Source organism: Metabacillus halosaccharovorans, assembly GCF_002019635.1.
Classification (GTDB): domain Bacteria; phylum Bacillota; class Bacilli; order Bacillales; family Bacillaceae; genus Metabacillus; species Metabacillus halosaccharovorans.
Genome location: NZ_KV917372.1, coordinates 762145 through 779898, shown reverse-complemented (window position 1 = coordinate 779898; position 17754 = coordinate 762145). Strand labels below are relative to the sequence as shown.

Annotated in this window: 28 protein-coding genes; 24 read left to right on the top strand and 4 right to left on the bottom strand. The window is 32.0% G+C overall.

The features are described 5' to 3' along the window. Positions 1 to 969 (bottom strand): helix-turn-helix domain-containing protein, encoded by a 969-nt coding sequence (locus tag BK577_RS18135; RefSeq protein WP_169908374.1) that lies wholly within the window; start codon positions 967 to 969, stop codon positions 1 to 3. Positions 970 to 1200: 231 nt separating this feature from the next. On the opposite strand from BK577_RS18135, the gene BK577_RS18130 reads away from it, so the two are divergent. The 18 genes from BK577_RS18130 (at position 1201) to BK577_RS18070 (ending at position 10579) form a co-directional block, all read left to right on the top strand. Further along, positions 1201 to 1431 carry a helix-turn-helix domain-containing protein gene (locus BK577_RS18130; RefSeq protein ID WP_078434260.1) on the top strand — a complete coding sequence of 77 codons (231 nt, stop codon included), beginning with the start codon at positions 1201 to 1203 and terminating at the stop codon, positions 1429 to 1431. Between the two features lie 18 nt (positions 1432 to 1449). Further along, positions 1450 to 1773: a helix-turn-helix domain-containing protein gene (locus tag BK577_RS18125; protein WP_078434259.1), complete on the top strand. Its 324-nt coding sequence runs from the start codon at positions 1450 to 1452 to the stop codon at positions 1771 to 1773. Next, the gene (locus tag BK577_RS26460; RefSeq protein ID WP_078434258.1) at positions 1770 to 2555 is read left to right on the top strand and encodes a BRO-N domain-containing protein; all 786 of its coding nucleotides are present in this window, start codon (positions 1770 to 1772) and stop codon (positions 2553 to 2555) included. The genes BK577_RS18125 and BK577_RS26460 overlap by 4 nt, the downstream gene beginning before the upstream one ends. A gap of 104 nt (positions 2556 to 2659) precedes the next feature. Continuing rightward, positions 2660 to 3049, top strand: a complete 390-nt coding sequence (locus BK577_RS18115; RefSeq protein ID WP_078434257.1) for a hypothetical protein — start codon at positions 2660 to 2662, stop codon at positions 3047 to 3049. Continuing rightward, on the top strand, positions 3039 to 3188 hold the full coding sequence (locus tag BK577_RS26110; protein WP_169908372.1) for a hypothetical protein: 150 nt from the start codon (positions 3039 to 3041) through the stop codon (positions 3186 to 3188). Before BK577_RS18115 ends, BK577_RS26110 begins: the two co-directional genes overlap by 11 nt. Beyond that, entirely contained in the window at positions 3185 to 3328 is a 144-nt protein-coding gene (locus BK577_RS26105) for a hypothetical protein (RefSeq protein ID WP_169908370.1), read from the top strand. The genes BK577_RS26110 and BK577_RS26105 overlap by 4 nt, the downstream gene beginning before the upstream one ends. Before the next feature lie 28 nt (positions 3329 to 3356). Then, positions 3357 to 4877 (top strand): AAA family ATPase, encoded by a 1521-nt coding sequence (locus tag BK577_RS18110; RefSeq protein WP_078434256.1) that lies wholly within the window; start codon positions 3357 to 3359, stop codon positions 4875 to 4877. Continuing rightward, positions 4874 to 5038 carry a DUF6906 family protein gene (locus BK577_RS26100; protein ID WP_169908369.1) on the top strand — a complete coding sequence of 55 codons (165 nt, stop codon included), beginning with the start codon at positions 4874 to 4876 and terminating at the stop codon, positions 5036 to 5038. Before BK577_RS18110 ends, BK577_RS26100 begins: the two co-directional genes overlap by 4 nt. Positions 5039 to 5040: 2 nt before the next feature. Beyond that, the gene (locus BK577_RS18105) at positions 5041 to 5946 is read left to right on the top strand and encodes a RecT family recombinase (protein ID WP_169908368.1); all 906 of its coding nucleotides are present in this window, start codon (positions 5041 to 5043) and stop codon (positions 5944 to 5946) included. A 5-nt stretch (positions 5947 to 5951) separates the two neighbouring features. Beyond that, positions 5952 to 6701 carry an MBL fold metallo-hydrolase gene (locus tag BK577_RS18100; protein ID WP_078434254.1) on the top strand — a complete coding sequence of 250 codons (750 nt, stop codon included), beginning with the start codon at positions 5952 to 5954 and terminating at the stop codon, positions 6699 to 6701. Beyond that, complete coding sequence (locus BK577_RS18095; RefSeq protein WP_078434253.1) at positions 6698 to 6889, top strand: hypothetical protein; 192 nt, start codon at positions 6698 to 6700, stop codon at positions 6887 to 6889. The genes BK577_RS18100 and BK577_RS18095 overlap by 4 nt, the downstream gene beginning before the upstream one ends. A gap of 45 nt (positions 6890 to 6934) precedes the next feature. Beyond that, positions 6935 to 7819 (top strand): replication protein, encoded by an 885-nt coding sequence (locus BK577_RS18090; protein ID WP_078434252.1) that lies wholly within the window; start codon positions 6935 to 6937, stop codon positions 7817 to 7819. After that, positions 7800 to 9086 (top strand): replicative DNA helicase, encoded by a 1287-nt coding sequence (locus BK577_RS18085; RefSeq protein WP_078434251.1) that lies wholly within the window; start codon positions 7800 to 7802, stop codon positions 9084 to 9086. The genes BK577_RS18090 and BK577_RS18085 overlap by 20 nt, the downstream gene beginning before the upstream one ends. 4 nt (positions 9087 to 9090) lie before the next feature. After that, positions 9091 to 9219: a hypothetical protein gene (locus tag BK577_RS26660; RefSeq protein ID WP_281252618.1), complete on the top strand. Its 129-nt coding sequence runs from the start codon at positions 9091 to 9093 to the stop codon at positions 9217 to 9219. A 139-nt stretch (positions 9220 to 9358) separates the two neighbouring features. Continuing rightward, positions 9359 to 9649, top strand: a complete 291-nt coding sequence (locus BK577_RS18080; RefSeq protein ID WP_078434250.1) for a MazG nucleotide pyrophosphohydrolase domain-containing protein — start codon at positions 9359 to 9361, stop codon at positions 9647 to 9649. A 159-nt stretch (positions 9650 to 9808) separates the two neighbouring features. Continuing rightward, on the top strand, positions 9809 to 10048 hold the full coding sequence (locus BK577_RS26755; protein WP_342743311.1) for a hypothetical protein: 240 nt from the start codon (positions 9809 to 9811) through the stop codon (positions 10046 to 10048). Beyond that, a complete protein-coding gene (locus tag BK577_RS18075) occupies positions 9999 to 10373 on the top strand; it encodes a hypothetical protein (RefSeq protein WP_342743310.1) in 375 nt (124 codons plus the stop codon). The genes BK577_RS26755 and BK577_RS18075 overlap by 50 nt, the downstream gene beginning before the upstream one ends. Beyond that, positions 10370 to 10579 (top strand): hypothetical protein, encoded by a 210-nt coding sequence (locus BK577_RS18070; protein WP_078434249.1) that lies wholly within the window; start codon positions 10370 to 10372, stop codon positions 10577 to 10579. Before BK577_RS18075 ends, BK577_RS18070 begins: the two co-directional genes overlap by 4 nt. 66 nt (positions 10580 to 10645) lie before the next feature. Here the strand turns inward: BK577_RS18070 and BK577_RS18065 are convergent, their stop codons facing one another. The 3 genes from BK577_RS18065 to BK577_RS18055 form a co-directional block, all read right to left on the bottom strand. After that, positions 10646 to 11650 carry a DUF3231 family protein gene (locus BK577_RS18065; protein WP_078435311.1) on the bottom strand — a complete coding sequence of 335 codons (1005 nt, stop codon included), beginning with the start codon at positions 11648 to 11650 and terminating at the stop codon, positions 10646 to 10648. A 195-nt stretch (positions 11651 to 11845) separates the two neighbouring features. Further along, positions 11846 to 12049 carry a hypothetical protein gene (locus BK577_RS18060; protein WP_078434248.1) on the bottom strand — a complete coding sequence of 68 codons (204 nt, stop codon included), beginning with the start codon at positions 12047 to 12049 and terminating at the stop codon, positions 11846 to 11848. Positions 12050 to 12476: 427 nt separating this feature from the next. After that, complete coding sequence (locus tag BK577_RS18055) at positions 12477 to 12644, bottom strand: Spo0E family sporulation regulatory protein-aspartic acid phosphatase (protein ID WP_078434247.1); 168 nt, start codon at positions 12642 to 12644, stop codon at positions 12477 to 12479. A gap of 144 nt (positions 12645 to 12788) precedes the next feature. On the opposite strand from BK577_RS18055, the gene BK577_RS18050 reads away from it, so the two are divergent. The 6 genes from BK577_RS18050 to BK577_RS18025 all read left to right on the top strand — a co-directional run bounded on the left by BK577_RS18050 (position 12789) and on the right by BK577_RS18025 (position 17593). Further along, on the top strand, positions 12789 to 13262 hold the full coding sequence (locus BK577_RS18050; protein WP_078434246.1) for a hypothetical protein: 474 nt from the start codon (positions 12789 to 12791) through the stop codon (positions 13260 to 13262). 70 nt (positions 13263 to 13332) lie between these two features. Next, complete coding sequence (locus BK577_RS18045) at positions 13333 to 13773, top strand: ArpU family phage packaging/lysis transcriptional regulator (protein ID WP_245823542.1); 441 nt, start codon at positions 13333 to 13335, stop codon at positions 13771 to 13773. 114 nt (positions 13774 to 13887) lie between these two features. Next, entirely contained in the window at positions 13888 to 14937 is a 1050-nt protein-coding gene (locus tag BK577_RS18040) for a nucleoid-associated protein (protein ID WP_169908366.1), read from the top strand. Between the two features lie 16 nt (positions 14938 to 14953). Then, positions 14954 to 16432: a hypothetical protein gene (locus tag BK577_RS18035; RefSeq protein WP_078434243.1), complete on the top strand. Its 1479-nt coding sequence runs from the start codon at positions 14954 to 14956 to the stop codon at positions 16430 to 16432. 142 nt (positions 16433 to 16574) lie between these two features. After that, complete coding sequence (locus tag BK577_RS18030; RefSeq protein WP_078434242.1) at positions 16575 to 16868, top strand: HNH endonuclease; 294 nt, start codon at positions 16575 to 16577, stop codon at positions 16866 to 16868. A gap of 227 nt (positions 16869 to 17095) precedes the next feature. Next, positions 17096 to 17593 carry a hypothetical protein gene (locus BK577_RS18025; protein WP_078434241.1) on the top strand — a complete coding sequence of 166 codons (498 nt, stop codon included), beginning with the start codon at positions 17096 to 17098 and terminating at the stop codon, positions 17591 to 17593. Positions 17594 to 17754: the final 161 nt, after the last annotated feature.

The following is a 17754-nucleotide window of genomic DNA, read 5'->3' as shown; positions in this document are numbered from 1 at the left end:
TTATTCAAAATGTCTTCTTGATTGAATAACTTTTCCTAATATATGAATTTTATTTGCTGGAACTAACTGAGGTTGCATAGATGGATTTGATGGCATAAGAATGCACATACCATCCTCGCATTTGACACGTTTTAAAGTAGCTTCCTCACCGTTAATAGCCACAACTGCAATATCAGAAGAGGTTACCACTTGTTGTTCCACAGCAATTACAGTGTCACCGTCAAAAATTCCATCACCTATCATACTATCCCCCTTTACCTGTAGACAGAATGCGTTTCGACCCCTAAGATCTTCTGCTTCGACTAATTCGTATCCCTCAATATATTCTATTTGTTCAATTGGTTGTCCAGCAGATATAGAACCTAATATTGGAACTTCAATTTTAGAATTGGAAATGTGTTTAACATTGTGTTTTTTTACAAATCTATCGAATTTATCTTCAATATCAAAGACATCTGTATAAGTTGAATCTAGAGCTTTCTTTATAGTTCTGTAATTAAAAATAGTATTGAATTCTTCAATGAATTCTTTTGCTTCTAGACTTGAATAATCATTAGGAGAATCAAAGAAGTCCTTCATCATTTCAATATATCTGTCAGAAAGTTTAATATCAGAAACACTAAACATATCTAGAGGAGAATTTATAATCTTATTAAAAATTTCTTTTCTATATTCTCCATGAAAATAACCTTCATCATCAGTTAATTTATTAACCATTTCAAGGATCTTGCGTTTTTTTTCCATGTGCAAAACCTCTGCATTAGTTAGTTCTTCATCTTCACCCAAGAGAACTGAAGTACTTACATTCAATGCTTTAGCAATCTTACCTAGTACTTCTAGACTCACGTTATATCTATTGTTTTCAATATCAGCTAAATACGAACGTGAAATGTTTGCTTTTTCTGCAAGTTTAACTTGAGTCATTCCAGCTTTTTTTCTAAAAAATTTAATGTTTTTACCTACAGTCATAATTTTTCGCTCCTTAAAAGTCGGATAAACCAGTAATTTATAGAACCATGATACTATCAAAAAGTCGGAAATACAAATCATATTATGACGGAAATACAAGTAATTTAAAGTAAAATGACGGTATAACCAGTATTTTTCTTGATTTTACGCTTATTTGCTTGATTTTGCTCTATTTTAGACTTTTACAAAATGACGGAAATACAATACATTATAAACAGGAGGTGACACAAAATGATAGACAAGAAAACGTTAGGTAAAATTATCCAGGATAAAAGGAAAGAGTTAGGTAAAACTCAGCATCATTTAGCAGAAGAAACATCTTTATCTAGGAATTACATCTCAGATTTAGAAAACGGAAGATATTCACCAAGTATTGAAACTCTTACAAAGATAGCTGTTACACTAAGTTTAGATTTAAATTTAATTAAAATGACGGAAATACAAGTCGTAAATTATGAATAGAGGATTGGAGCGAAAACGATGTTTGAATTCTCATTAAAAACAATTCCAGATTCATTAAGAAAAGAGATACATGAAATTCTTTCTGATGTAGTAGAAGCAATAGTTGAGGAACGTAAGAAAGAATATGATTTACCTTTCATGTTGAGCAAGTCACAAATGGCAAAGCACATCTTTAATGTGAGTCCTCAAACATTAGATGCACATATTATTAATCGTTCTGATTTCCCCAAAATGAAAGTGGGAGAAAGGATTCTATTTCCAAGAGATTTGGTTATTGAGTGGATTAGAAAAAACATTGATATTTGTTCGAATTTAGTTAAAGAGAAAGGAGAAACAAAATGAATCAATTACATACATTCAAAAATGAAATATTTGAAGTTGCTGCAAAAATAGAAAAGGATCAAATTTTATTCGATATTGAACAAGTTGCAACAAGCTTGGGATTCACTCAAATAAAAAACAATAAAGAATATATCAGGTGGGAAACAGTTAATAGATATTTAAATAGATATGTTTCCCAAGATGTTGGGAAAGGTGATTTTATCCCAGAACCACTTGTTTATAAATTAGCTTTCAAAGCATCAAACGAAATAGCAGAGCAATTTCAAGATTGGTTAGCAATAGAAGTGATTCCATCTATAAGAAAAAATGGATCTTATCAATCCGAACAACCAAAATCGCAACTAGAAATACTCCAAATATCTATCAATCAGCTTGTGGAACAAGAAAAAAGATTAACTCACGTCGAAAAAAGATTAGTTGAAACTGAAAAAAGGCAAGAAAATATTTCTGATATTGTTGCTCTAAATCCTAATGACTGGAGAAAGCAAACAACTAAAATCGTCAATAGAATCGCTAAGAAAACTGGAGGATATGAGCAATACCGCAATATACGAAATGAAAGTTATGAATTGCTAGAGAATAGAGCAGGTGCAAATCTTTCCATCCGTGTCACCAACAAGAAAAAGAAAATGGCTTTTGAAGGTATGGCAACCTTTAAAATTGATAAAGTTTCCAAATTAGATGTTATTGGAGAAGATAAGAGATTGCTAGAGATATATTTAGCTATCGTTAAAGAAATGGCTATCAAATACGATGTTGAATTGGAGGGAGAATCCAAATGAAAACAACACCTAGACAATGGTTTTCAATGTCACTAGAACATCGGTTAATGTTTCTGTATGCAGCATCTAAAGGCAAACTCAAAATTTAGAAAGGAGTGCAAACAATGGGTTTTTTAGCCACATGGAAAGTAATTGGAGCTTGTTGCAGGCTTGAAAATGAAATGTATGAAGACAAGATCAAGGAAGGAGTCAATGGTTTAGAGTGGCTGGTTTTACAAACAGAACCAGATGAATTAATGCTTGAAAGCCTAGCTTCCTATCAAAAGTTAGTCACTCACGTTTATAAGTTTAATTTCAATGATCTGATCAGAGATACAGTCCTACTAGATCATAGGAGTTTCTTCAAAAAATATAGGCTTTCGTGGTGGGCTACTCTTTCAGAAGGACTAACTTATTTAGCTCTTTTACGACAAAGAAACTATGATAAATATTTTGATTTTATTATCTCTATCACTAAGAGCGAGTTTGAAAGGGGTGAAATCGTTGAAAGTTGATAAAGTTCTTTTGAATTATATTGCTGATGGTGATGAACATTTAAAGCTTGAAGGTGTTGAACATTCAACGGATTTGCGAGAAATCGTCACGGTTGGATATATGATTGAAAATCCACTTGAAGGAGGTGAGCAAGAGTGAACAATTTTGATACTGAATTCAAACAAACAACAAAAATGTTTTGGGTGATTTTCATATTTAACGCCTTATTGTCTTTAGCTGTTATAGGTGGAATTGGTTATGTGATTTTTGAATCATTAAAGCATTTTGGAATCTTGTAAAAAAGAATGGTAGGAGGAAATCGGAAAAATGATTATTAAATTCACAGAATTAAAGTTAGAGAATTTCAAAGTCCACGAAGATCTTAAAGTTAAGTTTGGCGACCTGACTAAGATCTTCGCTGATAACGGAAAGGGAAAATCAACAATCCCTGAATCCATTTGTTGGTTATTATACGGCACAGACACGCTTGGAAGCAAGTTAGATCCGACACCTATTACCTATGAAGCAGAGCAAACATTGGTTCAGTTACTTCTTTCAGTTAATAATAAAGCTATTCTTTTAGGACGTGGATTAAAGAAAGGGAAGGCGGCGCAATATTTCATTAATGAGGTTCCTTCCAAAGCAAAAGATTTTAATGAAATGGTTGAAAAATTATTTGATAGGAATTTGTTTCTGTCATTATTCAACCCTAGTTATTTTCCAAAATTACATTGGGAAAAACAGCGTGAAATGATTTTGCAATATGTTCCTTCTCCAGCTAACAAAGAAGTTCTAAAAGAATTATTACCTACTCAATCCGAACTATTAGGAAATCTATTGAAAAAGCATTCTTTAGAAGATATTAAAAAGATTCATAGTTCTAATAAAACAAATCTTGATAAAAAATATATTGCTGCACAAAGTCGGACAAAAACATTAAAAGAACAACTTGATCAACTTCCTAAAGAAGTAGCTCCTTTAGACTCTTTAAAAGCAGAGCTTTCACAAATCGATAAGCAAGTGAGAGAACTTGAAAAACAATATGATCATTCAGCAGATGTTAACAGAGAATACAATATAGTTTCTGCTGAAATTCAATCTTTGCAAGATCAAATTGATATTTCAAAACACAATTGGATTCCTCTTAAAAATGAAGTTATTGATGAATGCTGCAAGACTTGCAAACGTCCTTTAGATGAAGAATCTATTGAAGCTGTTAAAGAAGATAAAGAGAAGCGAATGGAACAATATAAAGCAAATCACAACGCATTATTAAAAAAACGTTTGGAACTTCGAGAAAAACTAAATGAAATGGAATATATCGATAATAACGAGCTTATGGAAAAGATCAAAAAACTTAATGCTTCTGGTCAGCCATTAAGAGAAGCAGTTCAGAAATATTCACAGTTTGAGAGATTACAAAAACAAGTAAATGAAGCGGAACAAGAAGAAAAAGCAACTCTTGAATCACTTAATGAATCAATCCTTATTCTGGACACAATCAAAGAATACAAGGCAAAAGAAGCGGATCTACAGGCGGAAAAAGTTCAATCACTATTTACTACATTGTCCGTTCGGTTATTCAAACAAAACAAAGGCGATGGAGAACAAAAGCCAGACTTCGAAATCATGATGGATGACAAACCATATAGCAAACTATCGCTTTCGGAAAGTATTAGAGCTGGTTTAGAACTTAGGGACGTTCTAAGCACTCAAAGCGATATTGTAACACCTACATTCGTTGATAATGCTGAATCAATCACGAAATTCAAGGAACCGAATGGACAGTTGATAATTTGTAAAGTAGTTGCTGGTCAAGAATTGAAAATAGAGGTTGATGGCGAATGAAGCAAGGTAAAAATCCAACAGTTAAGCAAAAGAAAATCATCAAGTCCTTTGGATTGAATTATGAAAATTGGCTAGTCGCTAAAAACCTTGATGATGAAATGCATTTAGTTCATAGATTTACTAACACTTTAAAAGTAATTCCAAAAATCGGAGGTAAATGATTATGTCAAAAAATCAAATTACTCAATATACACCAGAAATAAACGAAGCATTCAAGCCTGAAGTTTTGCAAGTGATTCGTAACTCAATCGCACCTACAGCTAATGACCAAGAATTCCTTTTGTTCGCTCATAAGGCTGCTGCATATGGTTTAGATCCATTTAAAAATGAAATTTTCTTTATTAAATATGGAAATACAGCTCGTATTCAATTTGCGGCAGAAGCTTATCTATCAAAAGCAAGAGAGCAAGAGGGGTTCCAGCCACCAGATACACAAATGGTTCATGAAAATGATGAATTTAAAGTTGCAATGAACAAGGAAACAAAGGAATTAGAGGTAGTTCTACATGAAATAGGTTTTCCTAGGGGCAAAATCATCGGAGCTTATTCGATAGCTTATAGAGCTGGATATAGACCAGTTACGGTAATTTTGGATATAGAAGAAGTTGAACATATGTTTACTGGACAAAATAAAGATAACTGGAAAAAATGGACTTCTGATATGTTCGGAAAACATGTGCAGCAACGGGCATTAAAAAAGCAGTATGGTTTAGATTTCGGTGATGAAGAAATTCAACTAAACAATCAAGAAAATGATATTCCTGAATATCAGCCTAAAGAGAGAAAAGACATCACTCCGAATCAAGATGTTTTAGATTCTAAACCTATAAACGAAGAAGCGACGAATCAAACTGATGATGAAATAAAAAAAATAAGATCGGATATCAATAATTTATTTAAAAGAATAGGAGTGAAAACAAAAGAAGAAATGTCTGATTATATCTCCAAGCATGCTCCTAAAGTCGGTGAAAATCCTAGCATATCAGATTTAGTGGGATTGAAAAATATTCTTGAAATGCAGCTTGAAATGCAAGAAGCTCAAGCAGCGGATTCTGATGAATTGGAGTGATAGATTTGAAAATTGATATTTTAGCAGGCGGTTCTTCTGGAAATGCAATAGCAATTAAATCTGGTGATGCTGCAATCTTAATTGATTGTGGTATTGCCAAAACAAAAATTGAGAAAAGGCTTTTAGAAGTTGGAATTAAGCCAAATGAAATCAAAGCTATTTTGATTACACACGCTCATTCGGATCACGTAAAAGGATTACCGATAGCTAACAAATATAAAATACCTGTTTTTGCTGCTGAAAATGAATGGAAGTCAATCAAAGGAGTAGATGAAGAACTTCGTTGGTCTTTCTCTTCTGGTAATGATTTTAATGTTGAAGATTTTTTTATTGAATCCTTCAAAACACATCATGATGCTTTTGATCCAGTAGGCTATGCAATTACTGACTACGAAAGCAATGAAAAGGTATCAATTTGCTTGGACACAGGAAAAGTTGACGAAGCAATGATGAAAGTTATGGAACACTCAACATATTACATTATTGAATCAAATCATGAGCCGAACATGGTAGAAGTTAGTGATTATCCTAACAGCGTTAAAGCAAGGATTTTAAGCCATATAGGACATTTAAGTAATGAACAGACATCTAAAGCGCTAAGTGGACTTGTAGACCATCATACAAAAAAAATATATCTAACACATCTATCAAGCAAAAACAACATGCCAGCACTTGCAGAAATGACAGTAAAACGTGAGTTATCGAAATATGGATTGATATGTGATTTGAATTATAAATTGGAGGTTATCTCATGACTACCAAAGAAATGGCTAATTTTATAAAAGAAGCTATTGGTTTAATCACAGAAAAAAATGCACGAATTGAAAAATTAGAAACCGAAAACAAGGAATTGAAAGAAAAGTTAAAAGAAAAAGCAAATATAAACATTACGATGTTTGCTATTGAAAGCAATATAGATCCTAAAGAAATTGAAGAAAAATAAAGGGATCTGCATTATATAAAGATTTATAAGAACGGATGATTCTTAATGGCAAGCCCACAAACTGAAAATGGATATACTCGGATTGCCAATGAGATTTTAGAACAAATAGTAAAGACCAATCTCAACGGCACACAATTAAAAATAATCATGGTTATATGGCGTTACACTTACGGTTTCAAACGAAAACAACATGAACTATCAAGTTCCTTTATATCTGAATCTCTTGGAGGTAAGGATAGAAAAAACGTAGGTAAAGAGCTTAAAAATTTGATTGAAAGAAAATTCATCATTGTCGTTGGGAGAGGTAAGAGAGGGGCAAATGTATTGAAATTTAATAAGAATCATGAAGAATGGATAGATTCAGTGGGGTGCATTAGCACGGCAGAACAAGGTGGGGTGCAATTACACGGCAGTACTGGGGTGCAATTACACGGCAAAAGTGGGGTGCAATTACACCCCCAAGAAAGAAAGAAAGAAAATATTAAAAAAATACCTCGCAAACAAAAAACGTATGACGAGGAAAACACTTATTTTAAAATGGCTGTTTACTTTCATGATCGAGTTTCTAAGGTTGCTCAAGAAGCTGGTGTTGGACATTTAACTAAAAAAGCAAATTTACAGAAATGGGCGGATGAATTTAGAAAGTTAGTAGAACTTGATGGAGTAGACAAACACCTTGCAAAAAAAGTGATGGATTGGGTTACTACTGATTCATTTTGGAAGACCAATGTTCTATCTGCTAAAAAGCTAAGAGATAAATTTGGGGAACTTGCTATAAAAATGAATGCAGCTCAAAAACCTAAAGTAAATCAAGTAAACGGAAATATAGAAAAGGTGGCACACCCTAACGATGCTACCAGAGATAAAGAAATAGAGTTCCAACAATGGATTATGGAAGGGAATGATCCTAATGAATTCGACTGGAGCTAATGATCTAAACGCTGAACAATCCGTTTTAGGTGCGGTATTCCTAGATAGTAATGTTCTTGATCAAATTGTTTTCCTTGAAGACCGAGATTTTCAAATTGGTAGACACAGGGAAATTTACAAAGCAATGAGGAAGCTAGAAAAGAATAGTGTGCCTATTGATCTAGTAACCGTAACAGAAGAATTAGACAGAACGAAAATGATTGAAAATGTTGGTGGGGTTAATTATTTATCTCAATTAGCGGAATCTTGCCCTACTACAGCAAACGTTGAATTTTATGCCAAAGCAGTTCGTTCTAAAGCGATGGAGAGAAGAATCAAAGATACTTCTGTAATTATTGGTGATATGTCCAGAGCTGATTATGAATCAGACGAAGAATTTTTTTCATATGTTGAACAACTAGTTACACAGTTAAGACCACAGGACAACGCTAGAATGAAAAGTTTTTCTCAAAGTAAAAGTGATTATTTTGAATATCTAGCAAAGAAAAATGAATTTATTAAAACAGGATTTGAACAATTTGATAAATGGGCGCATGGAGCTTGGCGAGGTTGGTTATGGGTCTTGGCTGGTCGTCCTTCTGTTGGTAAAACTGCCATGTTACTTCAAAGGATTTACGGAATGGCGAAGCAGCATAAAGGAGTAATTTTAATATTTTCTCAAGAAATGAAAAAAGAATCTTTAATCGACAGGATGATTTCTAATTCAACTGGAGTAAGTTTCAACAAGATTAAAACAAAGAATTTGAATGAAAGAGAAAGAAACCTAGTCGAAATGGCTTATGAAAACTTCGAATACTTGCCGATACATTTTCAAGATAGCGCAGGAGTGACAATCGAGGAAGTAAGAGCAACAGCTAAACAATTCAAAAAGAAATACGGAAGAATTGCAGCTATTGCCGTTGATTACTTGCAGATCATGAGAATACCGCAAAAGAACGGTGAATCGAGATCTCAAGCAATTGGAAATGTTACTGGAGAAGCTAAACGTATTGCTATGGATTTGGATTGCTGCTTTATAATGCTTTCCCAAATGTCGAGGGCTTTCGAGAAAGAACTGAAACCGCAACTTTCACACTTAAAAGAATCTGGATCAATTGAGCAAGATGCAGACATGGTTGAATTCTTATGGCATGATCCTAGCGATACAGCAATGGGCGGAAAAGTGATCCAACAAACATTCGCTAAAGGTCGAGATACAGGATTAAATGATTTCAGACTTTTGTTCCAAGGATGGATTCAAAGATTTAATGAATTGCCAAGGAAGTGATCAAATGGATTTCTCTAAATTAAGCGATAAGGAATTATATGATATCGCAAATGACGAATCTCAAAGAATGAGAGATAGATATAAGGCTGTTAAAGAATTAAAAGAAAGACGAGAGAAAAATAAAGCTTTATAAGCTTCATACAGCAGTTTTAACCTTGTTGGGTGTGAATACACATTAGCATGTTATTTAAACGTCTGTATCGAAGCTTTAGATATGTCATATTCAACTTTTAAAACAAGGTCTAAAACAAGACAAACAGAGGAGAATTGTAATGATTAATAATTTGTGTTCACAAGCTTATAAAACAGCCAAAAGCAAAGGTTGGCATAACGAACCAAGGGAAACAGGAACTTTATTAGCCTTGATTCATAGCGAAGTAAGCGAAGCTTTAGAAGCTGATAGAAAGGGAGATCAAGAAAATTTCGTTGAAGAATTAGCAGATGTTTGCATTAGAATCTTCGATCTTTGTGGATCTAAAAAGATTGATCTTGAAAAAGCTATTCTTGAAAAAATGAATCGTAACAAAGAAAGATCTTACAGACATGGAGGTAAAAAATATTAACTTGAAAGGGTGGTTGTCAATGATCAAAAGCAAAGGAGACATAATGACAAAGGTAATTAAAATCCTAAAAGTTAAAAAGGGCGAACCAACAAAAATCGAAGTGGAAGGGCAAACTTTCATTCGTGAACCTCAAAGTTTTGGAGTAAAGGAGAGTAGAAAATGAGATTCATAGGGATTGATCCATCAACTAAAACTGGTTTTGTTGCTTTAGATGAAAACGGATATGTTTTAGTAGCAAAAGAAATAACTGGTATCGGTGATGTTGATCCAAGAAGAATGACAACTCTTATTTATGGAATTATGCAGCATGTAAAGAAAGATGATTCGGTATGCATAGAGGGCTTTCCCTTTGACACACAAAAAAGCAATGTTTGCTGGAGGTATTCATCACGGCATTAGAAATGAGCTATTCAAAAGAAAAATTCCTTATCATGAAGTAGCTCCAAATGCAGTAAAAAAATTCGTCAATGTTACTGGGTGGGAAGGAGAAAAAGGAAGCAAAAAAAGACTAACTGGTAAAGAAAAAAAGAAAGCCGTTATGAATGCAGTAAAAGAACATTTTGGTTTTAGTCATTCTAGTGATAATGTTGTTGATGCTTATTTAATAGCTCAAATTTCAAGAATGATACATTGTCGAAATAGCCCATTTGTAGATATTACGAAATATCAAGCCGAAGTAATAAATGCAATTTTGAACCCATCTGAAAAGAAGGTGGCAAAATGAAACCAGTGGTAATTCATCGGAGAAAAAAGGAAGAAGCTGCTAGAGCAATTCTGGATCTTGAGAAGAGGGGATTTGAGGTTATTTACCCTTTAACTGAATTTACAACAGATGGAAAAACATTTGATCGAGATAATTTTAATCGGAGAATATTTGTTGAAAATACAATTTCTACTTGTTGGGTAGCTAAAATGCGGAAAGCGGAATAGATGGAAATTGCGACATAACATCTTTAAAAGAAGAAGAAACCTCCTGATAGCAGGAGGCTAATAAAGTTATTTATCTTTTGCAATCTCTTTCCTATTTGGAGCAAGTGGTGGCTGCTCTAACCATTTATTCTTTGTCATAATATTAAACCAATCTTTCGTAACCATAATATTCTTTAGGATTATCTTTTCGTAATTAATTACAAGATCTGATCTCATTGCCGATGCCAGTCCTGCTCCGTGATAATTCTGTGAAGCCTGTAATAAAAAGCCAATGTGATACATCATTAACTTATCTGAAAAAGGAGCATCTTGTGATGTGGTAACTTCTGATTCCCATGACATGGGAACTGGTAAATTATCTTTATTAAGAATCTTACCCAGTGCTTGAATTTGGTTATCAGATACTTTTTGTGTATTTTTTAAAAATTTCCTAACCTCTGTATCTTGTGTTACTTGACTAAATCCTATTGAAAGAGATTTTTCTAAGATTTTCTTTTTTAAATTTAGAGAAAGAGCAATTATTTCGGTTGCAGCTAAAGGACGTTTGTCACCGAAATATCCATCTGTAAATGATTGCCCAGAAATAAATTCAGGGTTTGCCTCTGGATAAATGGTAGGGTCTCTTTGGAAATGTCCTTTTTCTAGTAGTAAATCAGTTGTTTGATGATACATTCTTTTACCTTCACTATCACTGTTATCATAAAATTTGCGTAAATCATTTCTAACTGAAGAACATAGTGATGTAGTATGCCCTAAAAGTCCGTGCAACGTAATAATATGTAAGTAGTGTAAACAGAATATGTCTGAGAAAAGCCTTTTAGATCCCTTGTTAAGATCTGACTCGTTAAATCCAATAGGAACAGGAAATCCTTCATTTTCAATAAATATAGCTATTTGTTGCTTCTGTTTTGAAAATGTGCTTATTGCATCTTCGAAAAGTAATTTAATTTTTGTATCTTCTATTATTGAAAGCATATATTTGTTCACAATATCAACGGCAGTACCATTAACGTATTGGCCCCATAAGGTACCTATTTCGGCAGATGTGAGTTTAAGTTTTTCTTTATCTATGATAATCACCTCATAGATATAATACCCAAATATTAGGTTGTTTATAGATGCGGTTTTATAAAAGAGGAAAATTATGAAGGAGATAAGGAATAAACGGTTAGTTCGTACTTCGTTAAACTATTCATTTGATATAAAAAGAGAAATAGGGAAGAATCAAAAAGAACCAGTAAAATAACTCACTGGTGGAATGAGAATTTATAATGCTGATTTTTTTTGTATCGATTTTCCAATACTATCAGCAAGTATTTGTATCTTCTTAAATTCTTCTTCATCTTTGGTTAGTGCCGCCGATTCCATAAGTGAAAAAATAGACATTGTATCATTCATAAATTCAGACCATATAGTGGGTAACTCGAATTTTTCCTGAGTTTGTTTTATGTTACGATTATTATTTTCCAAAACGATCCTCCAATAAAAATAGTAAAGTAATTATGCTTAGTATTTTGTTTTTTGGATTTTTTATTACAAAGATAAAAAAATAATGTAGTTTTTTTTTCAAAATCACAGAGTAATTTCCGAATTGAAATGTTAAATTGTAAGTTTTGTTTAAGAGTTATCATTTTTTGAGGGATGGTCACACAAAAATAGAGCTTCACTTAAAAGTTCTATATCACTATTTATCTGTTTCTTGATTTCAGTATTTTCACATTTCTTATAATCATCCCTTAATCGTTTGAGTTCACGACATATAAGCTCTATTGGAATCATGATAACTACCCTTTCAATTATAAGTTTATTTAACAATTATGTAACATTGCCTATATTAATGAAAGGGTTTCGACAAAAATAGTTCGTAGTTCGCGTGAAAACAGTCACATAAGCAACTTTATATGTCTTTAGAGTTCTTTTCTTTAATGATTAAAAGTAAGAGCATGTCTAGTTCTTGACTGATTTTAATAGTTTTCGGTGATGTATGACCATGTATCCTAGCTGTCTCAATCATTAATTTTCTTAAAGATTCAATTTTATTAGTTAAGGATTGATAAGTTGTCATAATAAGCCCTTTTCATCACAAAAATGTATAATTATGTAATTTAATTATGACATAAGAACTATGAAAAATTCAATGGATTTATAAACATTAATTCGCATTTCAAGGAAAATTCGAAATAATAAAACAAAAAGGGAGAGAAAAAACATGCAATTAACTTTAAAAGCACATTTCAATAAACAAATTAAAGACAGTAAAAAGGAACAAGTAGTATTTTGGGTAAAAGGAGAAGATGAAAAGAAACCAGAAATCAGCAAGCTTACGAGAGAAGTAGTTGAGCTGGAGATTGAAGGAGTAGATCAAAAACTAACTTGTGAATTCAATAAAACTACTAAAGATAGTAAAAAAACTGTTCTTGAATTCATTGTAAAAGGTGACACTTCTTCGGACCAATCATTCAATTTTTATCGTAAAGCTGGATCAGATGTAACTCTTACTATTGTAGAATCACAAATGGATATTGATGATTTTAACGAAGAACAGCGTGAGGGAATTAAATACAATGTTGGTAAAGAGGGGGTTGCAAATGTTGATCAAGTTACAATCGATCAAATAGCTTCTGAAAATGAAGAGATAGAGGAAGAAGAAAAAGAAGATAGCGAAAGTGATGAACTTATCTAAAAAACAAAAAAAGATCAAGATTTCTCCTGATCAACTCAATAGAATTATATCATATAGGAGGGATCTAAAGGTGGGAAATCAGTTATCATTTAGGCTTCCTGAAATAGATCGTGAAAAAACAAAAGAGGCAGTTGAAGCTGCACTTGAAAAATATCGTTTTTATTTACTTACTGTTCCAGATGAGAAACTTCCCAAAGTGACCGCAACTTATTCACTAGTCCCACCATCTAACACCAATGCTTTTCATTCATCAACAGAAGATGCAGCGATTGACAATGTGGATAGAGAACGTGAACGTTATCGTTACTTGGAATGGGTCATTCGTGGTGTAAATAGATTAACTAAAATGGAACGAGAGATAATTTACAAACGGTACTTAGAAGATGAAGAAACATTCGATTATGAAGTTTATAATGAAATTGGTTTTAGTGAAAGAAGGTATTATCGACTAAAAGCGAGAATATTTTACAAGCTTGCTTTTATATTGAAAATAGAAGTATATAAAAATTGACTTATACCCCTATCTTTTGTAGGGGTATTTTTTGTCTGCTTTTGTCGAAAGTAACAATTATTTGTATGTAATTGGTATATTAATAGGAGAATATAAATGGAATGAGGTATCAAATTGAGTGAAAAAAGAAATATTGAAATAAAAAGACTAGCAATCAATGCACTTAATCTGCAGGAATCTGGACCAAAAGTCTCCGAAAAGATTTTTCCTTTAAATGAGGATCATGGCACAATCATTGATTTTTTTACTACTCATTTTTTAGAGACAAGAGAGGGGAAATCGACTAAAAGTTGTAAATTTATTGACACTGATGCCACTATAAAAACTAAAGTAAGTAGATATGCAGTCAGCAAATCTGATGGAGAATTCTTAAAACTATCTAAGGAGCTCACAGAAAATCTTTTTAAAATCATGAAAAACTCAAGCTCAAATAGTAGTGGTACTTTTTTTGTATTAGAGGTTGAATTCAATGAAGATCCATGTATATTTATAATTAAGCTAGATCCTAAAAGTGGAGTACAGATTGATATTTCTACATTAACAGTCAAGGTGTTAGAGAATATACTACCGGATTCTAACGACAGGGTACATAAGTGTGCAATTATTAAGACAAAGTATGAGGAAGATAGCAAAAAAGCGGATTTGTTTGTAATGGATAAACAACAAAAAGAAGGAGAACCAGCTCGCTTTTTTATCGAAACATATTTACAAGCACAAGAACTACTAAATGATAGGATAATTACAAGGCAGGTAATTAGAGAAGCAAAAGAGAAAGTATTAAATATACTTCCTGATGTTGAATCCCACAAAATAATTGAATCAATTGACAGAGAGTTTTCAAATGAATCAAGAATTGAATTAAGGACTTCAATACGAAATGTCTTTGAGAATACTGTTCCTAATGATATGGTGGATAGGGAGATTTTTATCCGAAATTCTTCAAATGACTTTGTTAATGGGTATCTAGAAAAGTTTCCAGATCATCAGACAACATTTACAGCTACAAGGGATGATAATGTTGTAAGGTATAGAGCCGAAAAAAATCAAGTTTTTTTTAGATTTAATCGAGGAGTAATAGGGAAAATAAATGTAAAAACTGATAGTGAAAAAAACGTGGTAATAACAATTGATAAATCTCTAGGATTTAAAAAAGACGTAAAATAAAAAGGTGAGGTGAGCCATGAGTGAAGTAAATGTATTAACTATATATGAAGAGTATATCGATATCCTTGCTTTGCTCAAGGGCAAACCATATGAAATCCTAGAGGACACCAACATGATTGTCATTTCACTAAGTGATAAATTGTCTTTAGACCTCTTTGAAGCAATAGGGAAACGTATAAATCATTTTACTTACTCATTAAATCCTCTTGGTGACCCATTTGAAGATGTAATTGAGGATTTGAAAAGAGGAAGTACTCATATTGAGGAAATTGATTCCATCACACTTGATATTCAAAAAGAAATATCATTTAAAAAAGTTGAGAATTTGGATTTGATATTCTTTGAACAAAATTCTGTTATAGAATCGTTAAAGAATTTTAGTCATTCTAACAGAGAGAATAAATTAAACATTGGTGTAGTAAATACTATTGATTTTGAAACGCAACTATTGAATTTCGTGAACGTTAATAACGAAATTGCTGAAAAGGTTATACATTTAAAGAAACTAGACCCTGAGATAACAGATCACTTAGATTTCTATTTGTCAAATAATAAGAAGTCAAACCAAACAATGATTTATAATCCCTATTCTTTTGTCATTAAAGATAATAATCAAATGAAAGAAGTAGTACCTTTGATTAATATGATTAGAAATGAGTTTTATTATACAATGCTAGATTGTCTCTCAGATAAGTTAGAAGGTGATTTTTATGTAATCAGAGGTGAAAAAAACATCAACATGTCAAAGGAAAAAGGTTTTACAACCAAGAATTATCAAACTTTGGTACATGTTTTTTTGTTTTTAATATCACAAAAAAAATATACTGAGAAGTACATAATAATAAAAAAAGTTATTTCATTGTATATGAATGATAAGGATAACATAACAGTATTTGATAATAAGTTAGAAAACATATGGAAGACAATAAATCATTATTATAATCATTATATTGAGGACAATATAAAAGATTTTTTTAAGACCAAAGACCAGTTATTGAAAGAGGCTATGAGTGCTTCAAAAGTAATATATGAACAAACAGATAAAGTTAGTAATTCAATTGTAGCTTCCATTCTGTCAGTTCTGATTATCATAGTTACAACTATTTTCAGATCTTTAACGAATATCAGTTTATCTTTTGTTTTGATTTTTCTATTGGTGCTCTTCGTGTTTTCATTTGTATTTTACGTAATCACTAAGAACTCTTCTGAAAAAAGGTTTGAACTTACACGGGATCAATTTAATCATTTTATAAATGAAATTTCATTAATTCCTGAACGCGAAGTAGAGGAAATAAAAAAGATATACCTTCTAAATCCATATAAAGAGTTAACTAATTCAATACGTAGACTTTTTTGGTCTTTGTTAATTTTTAATTTGTTGTTCTTGGTAGTTTTTGTTATATATATTTTTATTAAATATAAGTTGATTAATTATGTTTTTATTAAAAATGATTTTATTAGCATATTAATATCAATTTTTCGTAATTTTATCTGATTGTCAGATAAAAGGCAGATATTTGGCAGAAGAACGGCAGAGCATTTTGTTTTAGAGGTGCTAATATGGTATTAACGAAATATATCAAGAGGACATCATTCAATTATGGATGGTGTCTTTTTAGTAAAAGGGAAGTGGTTGGATGAAAGAATATGCTAAGAAGTTCTACCAATCAACAGCTTGGAAGAAGTGCAGAAAGTCTTATTTCAATCTAAAACATGGATTGTGCGAAAGATGCCAAGGGACAGGGAAAATAGTTCACCATAAACTATATATTACACCACAGAACATAAATGATCCTGATATCACTTTGAATTTCAATAACTTAGAGCTACTTTGTCAAGATTGTCACAATAAAGAACACCATGATAAATACAGTCCAGTAGTTGATGGATTAATGTTTGATGCTGATGGAAGTCTAGTACAAAGGTGTTAATACCGTTCTTTTAAAGACAGGAGGTATTTTTTATTTTTAGGCTCTGTTAAAGAAGCATGTTGTTTTCTTATTGAGCTATCGAAGCAGTTTTGTTGAAGAAGGTAATGAAAAAGTGACAAATAATATTCGTCTCTTTTTTTATGGAGTTTATAGATGGTGTTACTTTTATATTTTTCCTATTCTGGGGATATTATTTCTGATGGATTGAATAGGAGGTTCATATATAAATGAAATATATGAAGTATTCGAAATCATTGTTACTACTACTGATGATAATTCCGTGGTTTTCTGTACCGTTGTTAGGAAAAGATGCTTTTAAACGATTTTTTCCTGCTGCTTTGTTTATTTCTTTGGTGGTTAGGATTGTTAATTTTATCGCCAAAAAAAGGAGATGGTGGTGGTGGTATGAAACACTCCATCCTAAGATGTCAGGGGTTATCCCTTTTATGTGGGGACCATTTTTAGTCGGTTCTATGTGGATTTTAAAATGGACGTACGGAAAATTTCTTAGGTATATGCTGCTGAATTTAGTTGTAGATGGATTGTTTACTTATGGGTTGGTTTATTACTTGCAAAAATTTGGAGTAGCTTCATTAGTCCGAATGAAAAAAATTCAACTAATGTATGTTTTTATTGTTGAAGCCTTTCTTTTATATGGATTTCAATTTATAAAAGAAAAAGTATTAGTAAAAAAGAGTATAGAAGAAAAAAACTTCTTGCAGTAACAGGTGCATTAATTCAAGAAGTAATTAAGAAAAGAGACTTTATTAAATAATAAAAGTCCAACACAAGATTATTTTGATAACTAAAGCTTTACATTAGGACAATACTTTTATGAAAATTGGCACCCAAAAAAAGTGGACTCCCCCCTATTTTTTATTTTTTA